The 16142-nt window shown below is 52.1% G+C and carries 14 protein-coding genes; 12 read left to right on the forward strand and 2 right to left on the reverse strand.

The window, feature by feature from the left end; translation table 11 throughout:
• Positions 1-214: 214 nt before the first annotated feature.
• Entirely contained in the window at positions 215-2257 is a 2043-nt protein-coding gene (gene glgB / locus NST08_RS11975) for a 1,4-alpha-glucan branching protein GlgB (RefSeq protein WP_244869201.1), read from the forward strand.
• Positions 2254-3687 carry a glycogen synthase GlgA gene (glgA, locus tag NST08_RS11980; protein WP_213615064.1) on the forward strand — a complete coding sequence of 478 codons (1434 nt, stop codon included), beginning with the start codon at positions 2254-2256 and terminating at the stop codon, positions 3685-3687. Before glgB ends, glgA begins: the two co-directional genes overlap by 4 nt.
• 108 nt (positions 3688-3795) lie before the next feature.
• Here the strand turns inward: glgA and NST08_RS11985 are convergent, their stop codons facing one another.
• Complete coding sequence (locus NST08_RS11985) at positions 3796-5544, reverse strand: alpha-glycosidase (RefSeq protein WP_007130023.1); 1749 nt, start codon at positions 5542-5544, stop codon at positions 3796-3798.
• Between the two features lie 658 nt (positions 5545-6202).
• Here NST08_RS11985 and NST08_RS11990 point away from each other — a divergent pair.
• The 3 genes from NST08_RS11990 (at position 6203) to NST08_RS12000 (ending at position 9259) form a co-directional block, all read left to right on the forward strand.
• A complete protein-coding gene (locus tag NST08_RS11990; protein WP_341341781.1) occupies positions 6203-7645 on the forward strand; it encodes an ABC transporter substrate-binding protein/permease in 1443 nt (480 codons plus the stop codon).
• Positions 7632-8354, forward strand: coding sequence for an amino acid ABC transporter ATP-binding protein (locus NST08_RS11995; RefSeq protein WP_341341782.1), 723 nt, complete (start codon positions 7632-7634; stop codon positions 8352-8354). Before NST08_RS11990 ends, NST08_RS11995 begins: the two co-directional genes overlap by 14 nt.
• A 185-nt stretch (positions 8355-8539) precedes the next feature.
• Complete coding sequence (locus tag NST08_RS12000) at positions 8540-9259, forward strand: 3D domain-containing protein (RefSeq protein WP_007130026.1); 720 nt, start codon at positions 8540-8542, stop codon at positions 9257-9259.
• A gap of 203 nt (positions 9260-9462) precedes the next feature.
• On the opposite strand, the gene NST08_RS12005 is transcribed toward NST08_RS12000, so the two are convergent.
• Positions 9463-10323 (reverse strand): polysaccharide deacetylase family protein, encoded by an 861-nt coding sequence (locus NST08_RS12005; protein ID WP_007130027.1) that lies wholly within the window; start codon positions 10321-10323, stop codon positions 9463-9465.
• Between the two features lie 162 nt (positions 10324-10485).
• On the opposite strand from NST08_RS12005, the gene NST08_RS12010 reads away from it, so the two are divergent.
• From NST08_RS12010 to mobB, 7 genes are all read left to right on the forward strand, one after another.
• Positions 10486-11508, forward strand: a complete 1023-nt coding sequence (locus NST08_RS12010) for an NADH:flavin oxidoreductase/NADH oxidase (RefSeq protein WP_340900784.1) — start codon at positions 10486-10488, stop codon at positions 11506-11508.
• 84 nt (positions 11509-11592) lie between these two features.
• On the forward strand, positions 11593-12264 hold the full coding sequence (locus NST08_RS12015) for a PspA/IM30 family protein (protein WP_007130029.1): 672 nt from the start codon (positions 11593-11595) through the stop codon (positions 12262-12264).
• 132 nt (positions 12265-12396) lie between these two features.
• Entirely contained in the window at positions 12397-12801 is a 405-nt protein-coding gene (locus tag NST08_RS12020; RefSeq protein WP_028403504.1) for a DUF350 domain-containing protein, read from the forward strand.
• Between the two features lie 30 nt (positions 12802-12831).
• The gene (locus NST08_RS12025; RefSeq protein ID WP_007130031.1) at positions 12832-13338 is read left to right on the forward strand and encodes a DUF4178 domain-containing protein; all 507 of its coding nucleotides are present in this window, start codon (positions 12832-12834) and stop codon (positions 13336-13338) included.
• A gap of 11 nt (positions 13339-13349) precedes the next feature.
• Complete coding sequence (locus NST08_RS12030) at positions 13350-14081, forward strand: DUF4247 domain-containing protein (RefSeq protein WP_007130032.1); 732 nt, start codon at positions 13350-13352, stop codon at positions 14079-14081.
• 257 nt (positions 14082-14338) lie between these two features.
• The gene (locus tag NST08_RS12035; RefSeq protein WP_340900782.1) at positions 14339-15628 is read left to right on the forward strand and encodes a molybdopterin molybdotransferase MoeA; all 1290 of its coding nucleotides are present in this window, start codon (positions 14339-14341) and stop codon (positions 15626-15628) included.
• Positions 15625-16131, forward strand: a complete 507-nt coding sequence (mobB, locus tag NST08_RS12040) for a molybdopterin-guanine dinucleotide biosynthesis protein B (protein WP_341341783.1) — start codon at positions 15625-15627, stop codon at positions 16129-16131. The genes NST08_RS12035 and mobB overlap by 4 nt, the downstream gene beginning before the upstream one ends.
• The last annotated feature ends 11 nt before the right edge of the window (positions 16132-16142 follow it).

Raw genomic sequence — 16142 nt, forward strand, 5'->3', positions numbered from 1 at the left:
CCCAATGTATTTTCGAGCGTTGTACATACATAAACGTCATTTCCGGGGTTTGAAACGATTATATTGAAATGTGAAATTGAAAATTACAAAATTATTTTTCAAGGACATTTTTTATTTTCAACATGGTTAGAATGGGGTAATAGCATTAATAATCTATGGATTTTTATTACAAAGCAGGTGAAGAGTATTGAGCCAAGCAATTAGGGAAGGAAACATGACTCCGGAACAAGTGTACTTGTTTCATGAAGGAACCTGGTTCCACAGCTACCGATGCATGGGAGCGCACCCCACCCGGGAAGAAGGGGAGGAGGGTGTCCGGTTTACCGTGTGGGCTCCGCACGCTAAGCAAGTCGGGCTTGCCGGTGATTGGAACGGTTGGGACGGCAGCAAAGACACGTTATATAGGATACCCGATTCGGGAATTTGGAGTCGTTTTTTCCCCGGCATGCAAGCTGGAACATTTTACAAATACCAGCTTATGGGCCCTTATGGTGAAACATTCCTGAAGGCCGATCCTTACGCTTTCCAAGCCGAAGTCAGGCCGGCAACGGCTTCGGTGGTCACGGATTTGTCCGGTTACCAATGGAATGATGGGGCGTGGCGCCGCAGGGGCAAGTCCCCGTTCAACAAGCCATTGAACATCTATGAGATGCATATGGGCACATGGCGGCAAAAGGACGACGGCTCTTTTTATACATACCGGGAAATGGCAGAGCTTTTAATCCCTTATTTGCTGGAAATGAGCTACACCCATGTGGAATTCATGCCGCTTGCGGAGCATCCGTATGATCTTTCATGGGGGTACCAAGGCACCGGCTTTTACGCGCTGACCAGCCGGTACGGATCGCCTCACGATTTCATGTATCTGGTCGACAAGCTGCATCAGGCCGGAATCGGCGTGCTGCTGGATTGGGTGCCGGCCCATTTCGCCAAGGATGCTCACGGTCTTCGCCAATTTGACGGGACGCCGCTGTACGAATACGAGGACCCTCAGAAAGCGGAGAAGCCCGGATGGGGAACATTGTCTTTCGATTATGCCAAGCCGGAAGTCATTTCATACTTGATTTCCAATGCATTATTCTGGATGGATATGTATCATATCGACGGGCTGCGCGTGGATGCGGTGACAAGCATGATCCGGCTTGATTTCGAAAAGCCCGCAGGCCAGTACAGCATGAATGCGCAAGGGGGCTTGGAAAATCTGGAGGCGATCTCGTTTTTGCAGCAGCTGAACAAAACGGTGTTTCACTATTACCCGAATGCGCTCATGATGGCGGAGGAATCAAGCGCATGGCCGGGCGTCACCGCCCCCGTGCACGAAGGCGGACTAGGCTTCAACTATAAGTGGAACATGGGCTGGATGAACGATACCCTCTCCTACATCGAGCACGATTTTGATCAGCGGCCTTCGAAGCATAACTTGCTGACTTTTCCGATGATGTACGCCTACTCCGAAAATTTTACGCTGCCGCTTTCCCACGATGAGGTAGTGCATGGCAAAAGATCGCTGCTGAACAAAATGCCGGGGAGCTACGAGCAAAAATTTGCCGGACTCCGGATCTTGCTCGGATATCTCATGACCCACCCGGGCAAAAAGCTGCTGTTCATGGGCGGCGAGTTCGGCCAGTTCATCGAATGGAAGGATGAGGAGCAGCTGGATTGGCTGCTGCTGGATTATGAAAGCCATCGCAAGCATATGTATTACACAGCAGCTTTAAACCGGTTATACGTTAATGAGAAAGCGCTGTGGGAAATGGATCATGACATTCACGGATTCGAGTGGCTGAGTGCGGACGATGACAGTCAAAGCGTGATTTCCTTTATGCGAAAAGGGAAGAAGCCGGGCGATACCCTGCTCGTTGTCATCAACTTTCAGCCGCGTTCCTATGCAGCCTACCGCATCGGTGCCCCGCGTCCGGGGCAGTACATCGAAATCTTTAACTCGGATCATGCCGATTTCGGAGGAGAGGGTCTGCTGAATGTCGGAGAGATCAAAACGGAGAAGCTGGCGTGGCATCAGCAGGCGCAAAGCCTGGAGATTAAGCTGCCGCCGCTCGGCATGGTGATCTTGAAGAAGAAGCCTCCTAAGACGCGCAGGATGAAGGAGACGAAAGAGGGGAAAGAGGCGAAAGAGACGAAAGCAGTTAAAACAGCTAAAGCAGCCAACACTGCGGTAACCGCAAGGGCGGGAGCTAAGGTAAAGCCGTCCGGACGGCTGATAACAAACAAGAACAGCAAGAGGGGGGAGCAGGCATGAAGCTATTATACGCCGCTTCGGAATGCGGACCATTCATCAAGACCGGAGGCTTGGCGGACGTCATCGCCGCCCTGCCGAAGGCATTGCGCAGCCTCGGCACCGATATTCGGGTCGTGCTCCCGAAATACAAGGATATCCCCGGAGAATACCGGGAACGCATGACACATCTCGGGGAGACCCGGGTACAGGTCGGCTGGAGGCAGCAATACTGCGGGATCGAGTCTTTGGTGGAGGACGGTGTCACGATTTACTTCATCGACAATGAGTATTATTTCGGACGGGACGGCATTTACGGTTATATGGACGATGGCGAACGGTTTGCGTATTTCAACCGGGCGGTGCTCGATATGCTGCCGGTTATCGACTACCAGCCCGATGTGCTCCACTGTCATGATTGGCACACGGCGATGATCCCGCTCTTACTCGAGGACATTTACCGCCATGACCCGTTTTACTCGGGCATTAAGACCGTCTTCACGATCCATAATTTGCTGTATCAAGGTGTGTTTCCTTATGAGGTGCTTGTGGATCTGCTGGGCATTCACAGCCGTTATTTCACGTCGGACGGCGTGGAGTACTACGGGAACCTGAACTTCATGAAAGCCGGGATCATTTATTCCGATCATGTAACCACGGTGAGCCCGACCTATGCATCCGAGATCCAAACGGGATATTACGGCTACGGGCTTGATGGTCTTCTTTCGGCGCAAGGAGCCCGGCTCAGCGGCATCGTGAACGGGATCGATACGAAAAGCTACAATCCGGCAAACGATCCCCATCTGGCCGTCAAGTACCGGAGCGATCTGCAGAAGAAAACCCAAAATAAAATCGAGCTCCAGCAGGAGCTCGGCCTGCCGGTGGCTCCGCATGTACCGATGATATCTATGGTGACCCGCCTCGTGGATTCCAAGGGGCTCGATCTGGTGATCCGGATCCTTGATGAGCTTTTATATTACGACGAGGTTCAGTTCATCGTCCTGGGAACCGGTGATCCTTCCTATGAGCATTGGTTCCGGGAGGCGGCGAACCGCTATCCGAACAAAATGTCGGCCCAGATCCGCTTCAACGAGCCGTTATCCCGGCGGTTTTATGCCGGCAGCGATCTGTTTCTAATGCCCTCCAAATTCGAGCCTTGCGGCATCAGCCAGCTGATTGCGATGCGGTACGGCAGCGTGCCGATCGTTAGGGAAACGGGCGGGCTGAACGATACGGTCCAGTCATATAACGAGTTTACGGGAGAAGGCAACGGTTTCTCCTTCAAGAATTATAATGCGCATGATATGATGCATACCATCCGCCGCGCGGTATCCTTGTACCGTCAGCCGGAGCACTGGCGCAAAGTGACGAAGAATGCCTTGAGCGGCGATTACAGCTGGAGCGCTTCGGCCAAGCAGTATATGGATATTTATGAGCAGATCATAACCGGTTAAGTAGGCTGTACGAGCAAATCGAAAGGGACTGAATGAACAGGCGGTTGATGGCAACCTGCCTGCGATTCAGTCCCTTTCTTTTTGTTAAAATGCAAGGGGTGGATCAGTTTAGTTCTTCAGCTTTCTGCGTATAATCCGGAACCCGAACGGCTCAAGCTCGATATGCATGGTTCCTTTCTCAGGCTTGACCGGCTCCTCCGTCAAGGCATCCACCCAATCCGTCGTGACGATGGGATGGGAGAGGGTACGCGGACGGTCACTGTTGTTCATCCAAATGATGAAGTGCATCTTATCATCCGCACGCTCATAAACAATACTCGGGTCATGGTGCCGGGCTTGAAGAAATCGGAAGCGTCCTTGTCGCAGGGCGGGGTGTTTTTTGCGCAGAGCGATCATGCTCCTGTAGAACTCATACAGATCCCGGTCCTGCTTGTCCGGATCCCACTCCATGCATTTGCGGCAGTCCGGATCCCCGTCTCCGGTCAAACCGATCTCGTCCCCATAGAAGATGCAAGGCGTTCCCATGAACGTGAACAAAAATGCCACCGTCAGCTTCATCCGGCGTGTATCCCCGCCTACGCGGGTTAGCAGCCTCGGCGTGTCGTGACTGCAGAGCAGGTTGAAGACGACTTCGTTCGTTTGCTGAGGGTACCTCATCAGCAGCGCTCCGATCCGGTTCGCGAAGGTAAGGCCGTCCATTTGTCCGTTGAAGAACTCAAGCACCTTGTCGGCAAACGGATAATTCATGACGGAATCGAACTGATCCCCGATCAGCCACAGCAGGGAGTCGGACCATACCTCGCCTACGATGTAGGCATCCGGGTTGGCCTTTTTTACCACCTGTCTGAAATCTCTCCAGAAATGATGATCAATTTCGTTGGCCACATCCAGGCGCCAGCCGTCCAGCTTGATCTCCTTGATCCAATATTCCGCCACATCGAGCAGATACGCCTTCACCTCGGGGTTAGCGGTATTGAACTTAGGCATATTGCCGAAAAATCCGAAGGTGTCATAAGTCGGTATGCCGTCCCGGATTTCACACGGGAAATCATTCACATGAAACCACTCTGCATATCTGGATTTTTCGCCATTCTTCAGCACGTCCTGAAACGGCGGGAATTGGTCGCTGCAATGGTTGAACACCGCATCAAGCATGACACGGATCCCCTTGGCATGGCAGGTGTCGACGACCTTTTTAAGCAGCTCATTATCCCCGAAATGCGGATCAACTTGTTTGTAATCAACGGTATCGTATTTATGATTGGAAGGGGAGCGAAAGAGCGGGGTGAAGTAAATCGCATTGACTCCGAGGTGAACGAGATCATCCAGATGATCCAGCACCCCCTGCAGATCGCCGCCAAAAAAATTATCAACCTTCGGCTGGCCTCCCCAAGGCTCCGTTCCTTCCGGGTCATTGCCGGGATCCCCGTTTGCGAAGCGTTCGGTCATAATTTGGTAAAATACCGCTTCCTTCGCCCATTCCGGTACCTTGAATACATCGATTTCATGTATGTAAGGGAACTCGAAATAACCAGCCGGGGGATGAGGATAATCCCAGCCGATGCCGCTGTCGACCATATAAACCGTTTCATCGCCGGCATGAATGCGGAAGCCGTAGGATAATCGTTTATACTTCGGTTTGACGTGACATTCGTAGTAATCAAACATATCGTCGGAGGCGGACTTCTCCATGGTGATTTCGAAGTACGTCCGGTCCCAATCGTATTTGTCTCCGGTCATGGCCACAACCGAATCGATATCGTTTTTCTTGGTTCGCACCCTTAAATGGATGGTATGAGGATCATAGGCATAAGCCCATTTATCCCTTGGAACGTGATACAGCGCTTCTAACAGCATGGCTACACCTCCTTGAATTTAGCTATTAAATAACCATTCGACCAATAAAATGAAACAAAGTAGGAAAGCGCGGCCGTGCCGGTGCTGCTGCATCCCGGTGCTGCTGTCAAGAAGCTCAAGCACCCATGCGGTGCTCGTCCAACATGCGGATCCACCCTTCATGCGAAGCGGCTTACCGATCGAACGATTATAAGATGAGGCACGCCAGGGCAGATTATGCATCAAGATGCTGATGCTTAAGAGACCGTGCGTTAAACGAACGGATGCAGGATCGTTGCGCTGATGATTCAGGACATGACTCAAGAACTAGTCCTTGCTGCTTGATAAGAAAACAGTTTTCAGAAACTAAATCATCGTCCTGCTCTAATTTATCTGTTAATATATGGAATTAAATAAATGTTCTGCATGTGCTGCTTGTCTCAAAAATGATTTATGTTAGCACAATATCTTTAATGGTATATGTACCAGCCTAAATTACATATTAACCGTTGTATGATAATTTTGCGGTATGAAGCACGTTTGAAAACGGTCACATAGCAGCTATGGAAAAATCCATGAATTTTCATTGCATATTCATGCATCGTGTTTTATAATGTCTCAGTCGCAGGTTTAAGGAAGGGAATTATGAATTGGATCAGTTAGGGGAGAAAGCACTCAAATGAAACGTAAATTTATAGCTTGGATGACCCTGTGCATGGCGGTTGTGCTTGCTTTCGGAAGCATCGTGCATGCAGAGGGCGAGAAGAAGACCATCATTCTCGGCACCAGTGCCGATTATGCGCCTTATGAATTCCACAAAACGATCGACGGCGTAGATACCATCGTCGGATTTGATATTGAAATCGCGAAGGAGATCGCCAAGGATCTTGGCGCAGAGCTCATCATCAAGGATACGTCCTTTGATGCGCTGCTGCCGGAGCTGACAAGCGGCCGGGTCGATTTCGTGATCTCGGGCATGAACCCGACGGAGGAACGGCGCAAGAGCATCGATTTTTCCGATCCGTATTATGCTGCCGAGCAGTCTGTCGTTGTCCGCAAGGGCGATGAACAGAAATACAACACCGTTGAGAGCCTGGAAGGCGCGCGTATCGGCGTTCAGAAGAGCTCGATCCAGGAGACGATCGCGAAAGAGATACCGAATGCGCAGGTCGTCTCCCTGGATAAAATACCGGATCTGATGCTCCAGCTGGACTCGGAGCGCGTGGACGTCGTGTTGGCGGAGTATCCGATCGCCCTTACGAACATGAATGTCGAAACGATGGCGATTACAGACGCTAAACCGACGACGGAGAATGACGAGTATGCCATCGGCGTCCGCAAAGGCAACCAGGAGCTTCTGGACAGCATTAACGCAACGCTCAAACGGCTGAAGGAGAATAACCAGATCCAGAAGTTCGTGGACGAGGCCAGTGATCTTGCCGCCGGACGTACGAAGGAGAACCTCAATACCTTCGAATTTTTCTGGAAATACCGCGACTATTATGCGCAAGGCATTCAATTTACGCTGCTCATATCGGCTCTCGGCGTATTCTTCGGATTTATTCTCGGTCTCGTGATCGCGCTGATGCGCATGTCCGGGGTCGGTATCCTGAAGTTCTTAGCTACAGCCTATATTGAGATTATGCGCGGCACGCCGATGCTCGTTCAGCTGTTTATTATCCACTACAGCCTGGCGGCATTTGACATTAAATTTACCCCGATTCAATCGGGTATTCTGACGCTGTCGTTGAACAGTGCGGCGTACTTGGCCGAAATTTTCCGGGCAGGTATTCAAGGCGTCGACCGCGGACAGCTGGAAGCGGCTCGTTCGCTCGGGATGACGAAGGGCAAGGCAATGCGTCATATCATTCTCCCGCAGGCATTGAAAGGGGTACTCCCGGCGATCGGCAACGAGTTCGTGGTCATTATCAAGGAATCGTCCATTGTCTCGTTCATCGGGGTATTCGATATCATGTACCAGGCTCAGATTTTGCGCGGGATGACGTATGCCGCACTGAATCCGCTGCTTGTTGCCGCATTGATTTACTTTATACTGACATTCGTTCTTTCGAAGCTTCTGGGTGTCTGGGAAAGGAAGTTGAGTGCAAGTGATAACCGTTAAGGGACTTTATAAATCGTTTGGCAAGCTGGAAATTTTAAAAGGCATCGACGTTGAAATCGCAAAAGGGGAGGTCGTCGTGGTCATCGGTCCCAGCGGCTCCGGCAAAAGCACGTTCCTTCGCTGTCTGAATCTCCTGGAGATGCCGACCAGCGGCGAGATTTCGTTCGAGGGCGAGCTGATTACGGCCAAGAACCACAATATTAACGCAACCCGCGAAAAAATGGGCATGGTATTCCAGCAGTTCAATCTGTTTCCGCACAAAACAGTGCTGCAAAACATCACGCTGGCTCCAATGCAAGTAAAGGGCGTCTCCGCCAAAGAAGCTGAAGCTACCGCCGACGAGCTTCTAAAATCTGTGGGACTGCTGGACAAGAAAAAGGCATATCCTGCCCAGCTGTCCGGCGGACAGAAGCAGCGGATCGCGATCGCAAGGGCACTCGCCATGCAGCCGCATGTCATGTTGTTCGATGAGCCGACCTCAGCGCTTGATCCGGAAATGGTCGGCGAGGTGCTTGAGGTCATGAAGAAGCTGGCAGAGGGCGGGATGACCATGGTCATCGTCACACATGAGATGGGCTTTGCACGCGAAGTCGGCGATCGGATTTTATTCATGGACGGCGGAAAAATCATCGAAGAGGGAACGCCGGAGGAATTGTTCGGCCAGCCTTCCCATCCGCGCACAAAGGAGTTTCTAAGCAAGGTTTTGTAACTTTTTTTAATGAATCGAAAATTTCGATAACAGCGTCATACCTGAATTATTGAGGTATTGACGCTGTTTTTTTGTGCCTGTTGGTAACAATTGCATGCGCTATTGGTTACAAAATTGTGATATATTCAGTTCCGTCAGATGAACCATCGAAAAATGCTTGATTCATACATAGGAGGCATCGACATATGACACCATTGAAACAACGACCATTTAAAAAAGCACAACATGATAAGATTACCCGATTCGCCGGAAAAACGGCAAAGTGGTTCACCATGACCGCACTGGCGATTGGACTGACATTCAGCGGTGGTATGCTCCAAGCCCATGCAAGCTCTGTTCATGTCGCTAAGCAAGGAGATACCTTCTACTTCCTGTCGAAGCAGTACGGCGTGAAGCTGGACAAGCTGATGAACGCGAATCCGACCATCAAAGCGACGAATATCTACCCGGGCCTCAAGATCAAAATTCCGGGCACCGTATCCGCTAAATCGGTTGCTTCGGCAGCTCCGGTGACAGGGTTCTCGCCAACCCTGAACGTATTCCATGAGAAAAACATCGTCGAAGCTTGGGGCAAGACCTTCAACTACAGCAAGACCTTGTCCGTAAAGGCTACCGCATACTCCGCAGCAGCCAGCGAGAACGGCGGATGGGGAGCGGTGGATTACTTCGGCAACAAGCTGGAGATCGGTACGATCGCCGTTGACCCGAAGGTCATCCCGCTCGGCACGAAGGTGCTCGTCACCGGACATGAGCATCCGGGGCTTCCGAAAAAAGCTTTTGTCGCGGAAGCGCGCGATATCGGCGGAGCCATTAAAGGAAACAAGATTGATATCTTTATTCCAGGCTCGCAGTCTTTCGTCAGCAAATTCGGCATTCAGGATATCAAATTGTACATTATCGAATAGAGGTTTAACCCGTTGAATAGGGGATTGTAAATGAACATGAAAAAGGCGGCGCTGCAGGGAGATCTCTGCAGCGCCGCCTTTTTATGCGATAGGGCGCTCGGAAATCGTGGCAGGCTGGTGTCCATGATTCCAAGTGTCTCTTGAACTGTTCTATGCTTGTCGCTTGCGAACCAGAGCGGAAGCATTGCGATACTAGAGGCTTTCTAATGCTTGAAGCTCTCAGGCAATCCGAGCATTTCCGGGAGGGTGACGAAGGTATACCCCTTGTTTCGGAGCTCTTTAATGATACCGGGGAGCGCCTCGATCGTTCCGGTCAGATCGGAGCCGACTCCGCCCCCTGCGTGCTGCAGAACGATCGAGCCCGGCCCGACCGTGGATAGAATATTGCTCATGACCTCATCCTTCCCAAGACCCTTCCAATCCAATGAATCTACGTTCCAGTTTACGACTTTGAAGCCGTTCTTCCGGGCCCATTGGAGCTGCTCCTCGTTAATCTCGCCATATGGCGGACGGATAAGCCTTGGCTCGATTCCTGTAATTGATTTGATGACTTGATTGGTCCGCTCGATCTGATCCTTGAATTTATGGAGGCTCAGCTTGTTAAGCTGTGCATGGTTATAGGAATGGTTCCCGATGGCATGCCCTTCTTGATGCATGCGTTTGACCAGACCCGGATGTTTCTTGGCCCGCTCGCCGACGGCAAAGAAAGTAGCTTTAACATGATGTTCCTTCAGAACATCCAGCACTTTTCCGGTAAATCTGGGATCGGGGACGTCATCGAACGTCAAGGCGATTTTTTTTACGCGGGGCCCGCTGGTCCGGAAGGTATCCGGGTATTTTTTCATTAATTGGCTTAGCGACAGGGGTTCTCTTGAACCGCCGCCAGCGCGTTTCGCATGGTCTTCGATGGATGTGCGGGATTCGGACATGACGGAGGAAGTTTCATCCGGCTGCGAAGTCAGTCCGTTCAAAGCCGCGGCATGTCCAGGGAGAGCCGGCATGGCGAGCAGGATGCAAATCATCATCCCAAGGATGCGAAACCCTGCATGAATTCGGTTGAACATCTCGATCAGCCCCCTATAGCATTTTCTGTATGGTATTCCCAACCACCTTGAACTTTATCCATGCAGGCCTTTCGAGGCCCCTTTTTAGTTTTTGGGCGAAAAAGGTGTATAATAACGGTTGAGTGTTCATCACATACTTGGATTCGGAAGGGAGATATTCGATTGGCAGACTTATTTACACCCTATAACTTTAAAAATTTGACGCTTAAGAACCGGATCGTGATGCCACCGATGTGTCAATATTCCGTGAAAGCGGAGGACGGAATCCCGAACGACTGGCATTTCGTCCACTATGTCAGCCGCGCCGTAGGCGGTACCGGCCTGATCATTGTTGAGATGACAGGGGTCCATCCTGACGGACGCATAACGAACCAGGATACAGGCATTTGGAGCGATGAACATATTCCCGCCTATCGCCGGCTCGTTGAAGCCGTGCATTCCTACGGCACGAAGATCGGCATTCAGCTCGGCCATGCCGGAAGAAAAGCGCAGGATGCGGAGCCGTCGGTAGCACCGTCGGCCATCGCGTTCAGCTCCCAATATAAAATACCGAAGGCGCTGTCGGCCTCCGAGATCGAAGAGCTGATCCAGGCGTTTAAGGACGCGGCCCGCCGGGCGGTTGAAGCCGGATTCGACACCATTGAGATTCATGGAGCCCACGGCTATTTAATTCACCAATTCCATTCCCCGCTGACCAATCAGCGAAGCGATGAATATGGACAAGATCTTCCCCTGTTCGGCGAACGGGTCGTTCAGGCTGTGAAGGAAGTGGTTCCGGAAGGCATGCCGGTCATCATGCGCGTGTCCGCGAAGGAGTATGTCGACGGAGGCTATGACGTGGAATACTGCGCCGAGGTTTGCACGAGATATAAGGACGCCGGGGTGGACATCTTTCATATTTCCTCAGGCGGCGAGGGCCCGATCGGATCAGGCGGAGGGCCGGAGGCAGCGCCGGGATATCAAGTGGACTTGGCTGCGGATTTCAAGCGATTGCTGAAGGTACCCGTCATTGCCGTCGGACTGCTGGATGATTATGAAGTCGCCCAAGATGTAATTTTGTCAGGCAAAGCGGATTTGGTTGCGATCGGCAGAGGCATGTTGAGAGATCCATATTGGGCCGTGCATGCTGCGAAGGCGCTCGGCGGGGAGCAGAAGGTTCCGAAGCAATATCAAAGAGGTTACTAAAAAATTTTTGAAACGTTTTGACGCGGACGGCGTAAATAATAACCATACAGCGATTATTAATGTAAAAGCGGGAGGAAGAATAAGATGTCCATATTTAAACGATTGCGCGATTTGACCATGTCCAATATTAACGCCATTATCGACAAGGCCGAAGACCCGATCAAAATGACGGATCAATATATTCGGGATATGACGGAAGACCTTGAGGATGCGGAGAAGGCCGTCGCCGCTCAGATTGCGATCGAGAAGCGCTTCAAGGCGCTATACGAAGAGCAGGCAGCTCTTGTCGAGAAGCGTACGCAGCAAGCGCATACGGCCGCCCAGGCCCAGAACGTGGAGCTTGCCCGCCGGGCGCTTGAAGAGAAGAAAGCGGCTGAAGCCAAGCGCGACGAATACAAGGCCAGCTACGATCAGAATAAACTCGCGGCAGACAACCTGCGCTCCAAGCTGGAGGAAATGCGCAAGCAGCTGACGGCTATGAAGAATAAGCGCGAAACGCTGGTTGCCCGTTACAATGCAGCCAAAGCGCAAACCGAAATCAACAAGGCGATGAACGGCTTTGGCTCCGATACGGCAGCTGCCGGCCTTAAGCGAATGGAAGAGAAGATGCTGGCAATGGAAGCAAGAGCGGAAGCGAGCAATGAAATGTCCCAGCGCGAAAAGTCCCTGGATGAAGAGTTTGAAAACCTCGGCAAAGACAAAGCGGTTGAAGATGAGCTCGCCGCTTTGATGAAGCAGTACGAGAATAAGCAATAACACATTCCGGGCAACGACATTGGAATGACTAGGCGGGGGAGGAAGAGCTAAAGCTTGAAACAGCTTGGCTCCTCCTTCGTTTTTGTTTTCGAGATGTCGTTATCGATGAATGATCATGTGGAGGTTTGGGCGATGGATTTTGAGATGATCTTGAGCGTTCTGGTTTGGACCGCTGTTGGCGCTCTGCTGCTGTTCGTACTGATGTTCGTGGATTCCCTGTTTACGAAGTACAATGATCTGGAAGAGGTCAAGGCCGGCAACATGGCCGTAACGACCCGATTGGTCCTAAAGCTTGCGGCTCAGGGATATATATTGTCCGTGTCCATCGGAACATCCTACCATCTGCTTGAGGCGATCATGGTATCTGTGGTTTCTTTTGTCATTTTATTCGTGCTTGAGGCCTTGACGGAAAGGCTGCTGCGCCACTTTGCCAACCTCAACCTGGATAAGGGGACTCGTGATGGAAAAACGGGATACGGCTTGTTTGCAGGTTCGCTTCATGTGGTAGGCGCGTTAATCATTACCGCTTGCTTATAGAACGCATAATGGAGATTGGAGACAGGAAAGATGAGTGTGTGGAAACGAATCAGCAACTTATTTGCGAAACCTGAACCGCCCAAAGCTGAGAAAAGCATGCTGCAGCTGGCGCCGGGGGATATATGCGAAGTATCTTTGGTAACGTACGAAGTAACGGGCCGGGTACATAACCGGGGCCGGAATGCGGTTGTCCTGACGCTTCAGGATGGCGCCCGTATCGCGTATTTGCACATTGAAGAACGGGAAACGGTGCAATACGCGCTATATACGCCGATTGACGGACGCCTTGACTCTCCGGATGAAGTACCGTCCATCATTGACCTGGACGATCATGTCTTCCATCTGGAGGAGGAATACGGCGGACATGTCTCCATTGCGGGGCGAACCCCTTTCATGCAGGGCGGTGAGCAGCATGTGTGGCAATACCAATCCGATGACTACAAGCTCTTGCGAATCGAATGGCAGAACGGAAGATTTATGCTGTATGAAGGAGAGAAAGTGATCCCGGGGGATGTACGAGTCATCCGGGCGACGTAGGGAGTGGTGACATGAAGGAACGCTCTTTTTTAACGATCAAGGTGCTGCTGGTGGTCAGCCTGTTCGTATCCTTGCTCAGCGGATGCGGAGCGCCGAATGTTACGGATACGTATCCGCTCGAATCCGTGAACCGGGATGGGAACGCGACATCCTACGTGTACCGTGCGGCGGATAAGAGCGTACCGGAGGTTGCTGACGAGCTTATGTCCGCAGGCACGCCGGACCAGTCTTCACCCGTTGACAATGAGCGAATGTTTCTCGTCTACGGGGATGAGTATTACCATCTGCAGCAGGATCCGCAAAAGCCTGAGGATACGCTGATTGAAATCGATTCCAAGGAATATGTGCAGCGTAATTATGATTCAAGCTTTCTACAGGGCTACTTAACGGCGGTCCTGATCGGCAATTTGTTTGATACGTTCGGCGGCGGGAGCTACCGCGGGTATACGAGCAAAGACGTGTATAAACCGAGGGAAGGCAATTACCGCAAGCCGACGAGTCAGGACAAGAAGGCAGCGCCTCCGCTTACGGTTGACCGCAGCGGGAAGATTACCCGCAGGGGTCAGGACAAGGTCGGGACGGGAGGCGGCTTGTTTCAGCGAACTCCGGACAACGGGGGCACCCGAGGTTCGATTGAGCGAGGCGAGCGGGGAGGCGGTTTGTTCGACTCTCCTAAACGATCCTACAAAAAACCGAAAACGCGAACCGGCTCGGGCAAGATATACAGGCGGGGCCGAAGATGAATAAATAAAGAAAGCGTACGGCAGGTTGTCCGTGCGCTTTTTTTTCGTCACTGATCGTGATATGCTGCCTTGTCAGAATGAGATGACTGTCCGGTTCAGATTTAGGAAAACCTGCTCAGGTTTTTCGGATATCGAAACACCGATCAGCTGCACCTTCCGTCGTTCACGGTTTCGTTGTTTGCCACGGATACGTGGTTCGCGTTATAACTGAATGGAGAAGTTCGTTTGCAAGCTAACAGGAAAGCGAGGTTTTTTACATGTCGGAGCATAACGCGATAGACGACTTGAGCCATCGTCGTAAATTCAAGCGCCGGCCAATGCAAGTGGCGGATGCCCAAGAGCTAGCGGTCTCCTATGCAGCTACAGGATTGACGGAACATATCCGGCTTCAGGAAAGCGACGGGCGCGTGCTGGCTGCCGATATGATCGCCCCGCATCCGTTCCCGGCGTTTGCCCGGTCGGGGATGGACGGGTATGCGATCCGTTCGGCGGATACGAGCCGGTGTGAGCTTGGAGAGACCGTCTGGCTGAAAGTGGTAGATGAAATTCCATGCGGATACGTATCTTCCATTCCGATTGAATCCGGTACCGCTTCGCGAATCATGACAGGCGCTCAGGTACCCGAAGGAGCGGATGCCGTTGTGATGCTGGAAGCGACGGAGATTCGGCACGAGGGTTCCGAGACAATGGTCGGGATCAAGCGGCCGCTTGCCCCAGGCAAAAATATTACCCCAATGGGCTTCGAGCTGCAGGAAGGCGATCTCATCCTGCGCAAGGGAACGAAGATCGGCCCCGGGGAAATCTCGGTCTTGGCTACTTTTGGACTTCACCAGGTTAAGGTATACCGCAAGCCCGTTGTCGGAATTTTCTCTACAGGGACGGAGCTGCTGGATATCGAATCGCCGCTGGAGCCCGGCAAAATCCGCAACAGCAACACGTATATGCTGGCTTCGCAAATCAGGGAGGCTGGCGGGGTGCCGGTGATCATGGAGGCGATTCCGGATCGCATCGAGCTCGCGAAGCAGAGGGTCGAGGAAGCGCTGGCCGAATATGATCTCGTCGTAACGACAGGCGGCGTCTCTGTCGGCGATTACGACATTATGGGGGAGCTTGTGACCTCCGGCAGTATGGAGATGCTGTTTAACAAGGTGACGATGAGGCCAGGAAGCGTGACAACCGCTGCGGTGAAAGACGGAAAGCTGTTGTTTGCCCTCTCCGGCAATCCGGGCGCGTGTTACGTCGGATTCCTGCTGTTCGTCCGGCCAGCAATTCGAAAAATGCTTGGCATGGAGCAGTTTTACTTGAAGGAATGGACGGCTGAGCTTGGAGCCGACTATGCCAAGGTGAACAACTTCACCCGGTTTGTCCGGGGACGGCTCGAGGTGCAGGGCGGGAAGCTGATAGCGACACCGGCGCTGCTGGATGAATCGAGCGTGATGATCACGATAAAGGACAGCGATTGTTTGATCGTCATTCCGCCGGAGCTGAAGGGTGCTGCGAAGGGACAAGCCGTGCAGGTTCTTGTGCTTCCGGGGGCATGGACATGAACGTTGTTCAAATATGCGGGTATAAAAACAGCGGAAAGACAACGCTGATTGCCGCCCTGCTGCCGCTCCTGAAGGAGCAGGGATTACGGGTCGCGGTGATTAAGCATGACAGCCACGGCTTTGACATCGATCATAAAGGGACGGATACCTTTCGGTTCCGCGAAGCGGGAGCGGAAGGGGTAGCGATCGCTTCGCCTGGCAGAACCGCTATCATGAAGGAGTCCGAGGCGAAACTGGAAGACCTGCTGGCCAGCTATGACGATTTCGATCTGGTTCTGATCGAGGGGTATAAGCGAGAGGGTTACCCGAAGCTGGTGCTGCTTCGGAATGCGGATGACTTGGCACTGCTGGATGAGACGGTGGCGGTACTAGCCGTCATCGTTCGCCCGGCCGTGCTGAAAGAACCGTCCGTTCTGCCGGAGATCCGGCAGCGGCAGACGGTTCCTGTTCTAACCTGGGACGATACTTCGCAGATCGCTGCAATGATAATGAAGCTGTGCTGATCGCCCGTATT

The sequence above is a fragment of the Paenibacillus sp. FSL K6-1566 genome (assembly GCF_038050475.1).
GTDB lineage: Bacteria > Bacillota > Bacilli > Paenibacillales > Paenibacillaceae > Paenibacillus_AQ > Paenibacillus_AQ lactis.

What these genes read in the sequence shown, in the direction of transcription:
- mobB (WP_341341783.1), top strand. Translation starts at nt 15,625, where the DNA reads ATGAACGTTGTTCAAATATGCGGGTATAAAAACAGCGGAAAGACAACG.
- NST08_RS12020 (WP_028403504.1), top strand. Translation starts at nt 12,397, where the DNA reads ATGGATTTTGAGATGATCTTGAGCGTTCTGGTTTGGACCGCTGTTGGC.
- NST08_RS11990 (WP_341341781.1), top strand. Translation starts at nt 6,203, where the DNA reads ATGAAACGTAAATTTATAGCTTGGATGACCCTGTGCATGGCGGTTGTG.
- NST08_RS12015 (WP_007130029.1), top strand. Translation starts at nt 11,593, where the DNA reads ATGTCCATATTTAAACGATTGCGCGATTTGACCATGTCCAATATTAAC.
- glgB (WP_244869201.1), top strand. Translation starts at nt 215, where the DNA reads ATGACTCCGGAACAAGTGTACTTGTTTCATGAAGGAACCTGGTTCCAC.
- glgA (WP_213615064.1), top strand. Translation starts at nt 2,254, where the DNA reads ATGAAGCTATTATACGCCGCTTCGGAATGCGGACCATTCATCAAGACC.
- NST08_RS12005 (WP_007130027.1), bottom strand. Translation starts at nt 10,323, where the DNA reads ATGTTCAACCGAATTCATGCAGGGTTTCGCATCCTTGGGATGATGATT.
- NST08_RS12000 (WP_007130026.1), top strand. Translation starts at nt 8,540, where the DNA reads ATGACACCATTGAAACAACGACCATTTAAAAAAGCACAACATGATAAG.
- NST08_RS12035 (WP_340900782.1), top strand. Translation starts at nt 14,339, where the DNA reads ATGTCGGAGCATAACGCGATAGACGACTTGAGCCATCGTCGTAAATTC.
- NST08_RS11985 (WP_007130023.1), bottom strand. Translation starts at nt 5,544, where the DNA reads ATGCTGTTAGAAGCGCTGTATCACGTTCCAAGGGATAAATGGGCTTAT.
- NST08_RS12030 (WP_007130032.1), top strand. Translation starts at nt 13,350, where the DNA reads ATGAAGGAACGCTCTTTTTTAACGATCAAGGTGCTGCTGGTGGTCAGC.
- NST08_RS12025 (WP_007130031.1), top strand. Translation starts at nt 12,832, where the DNA reads ATGAGTGTGTGGAAACGAATCAGCAACTTATTTGCGAAACCTGAACCG.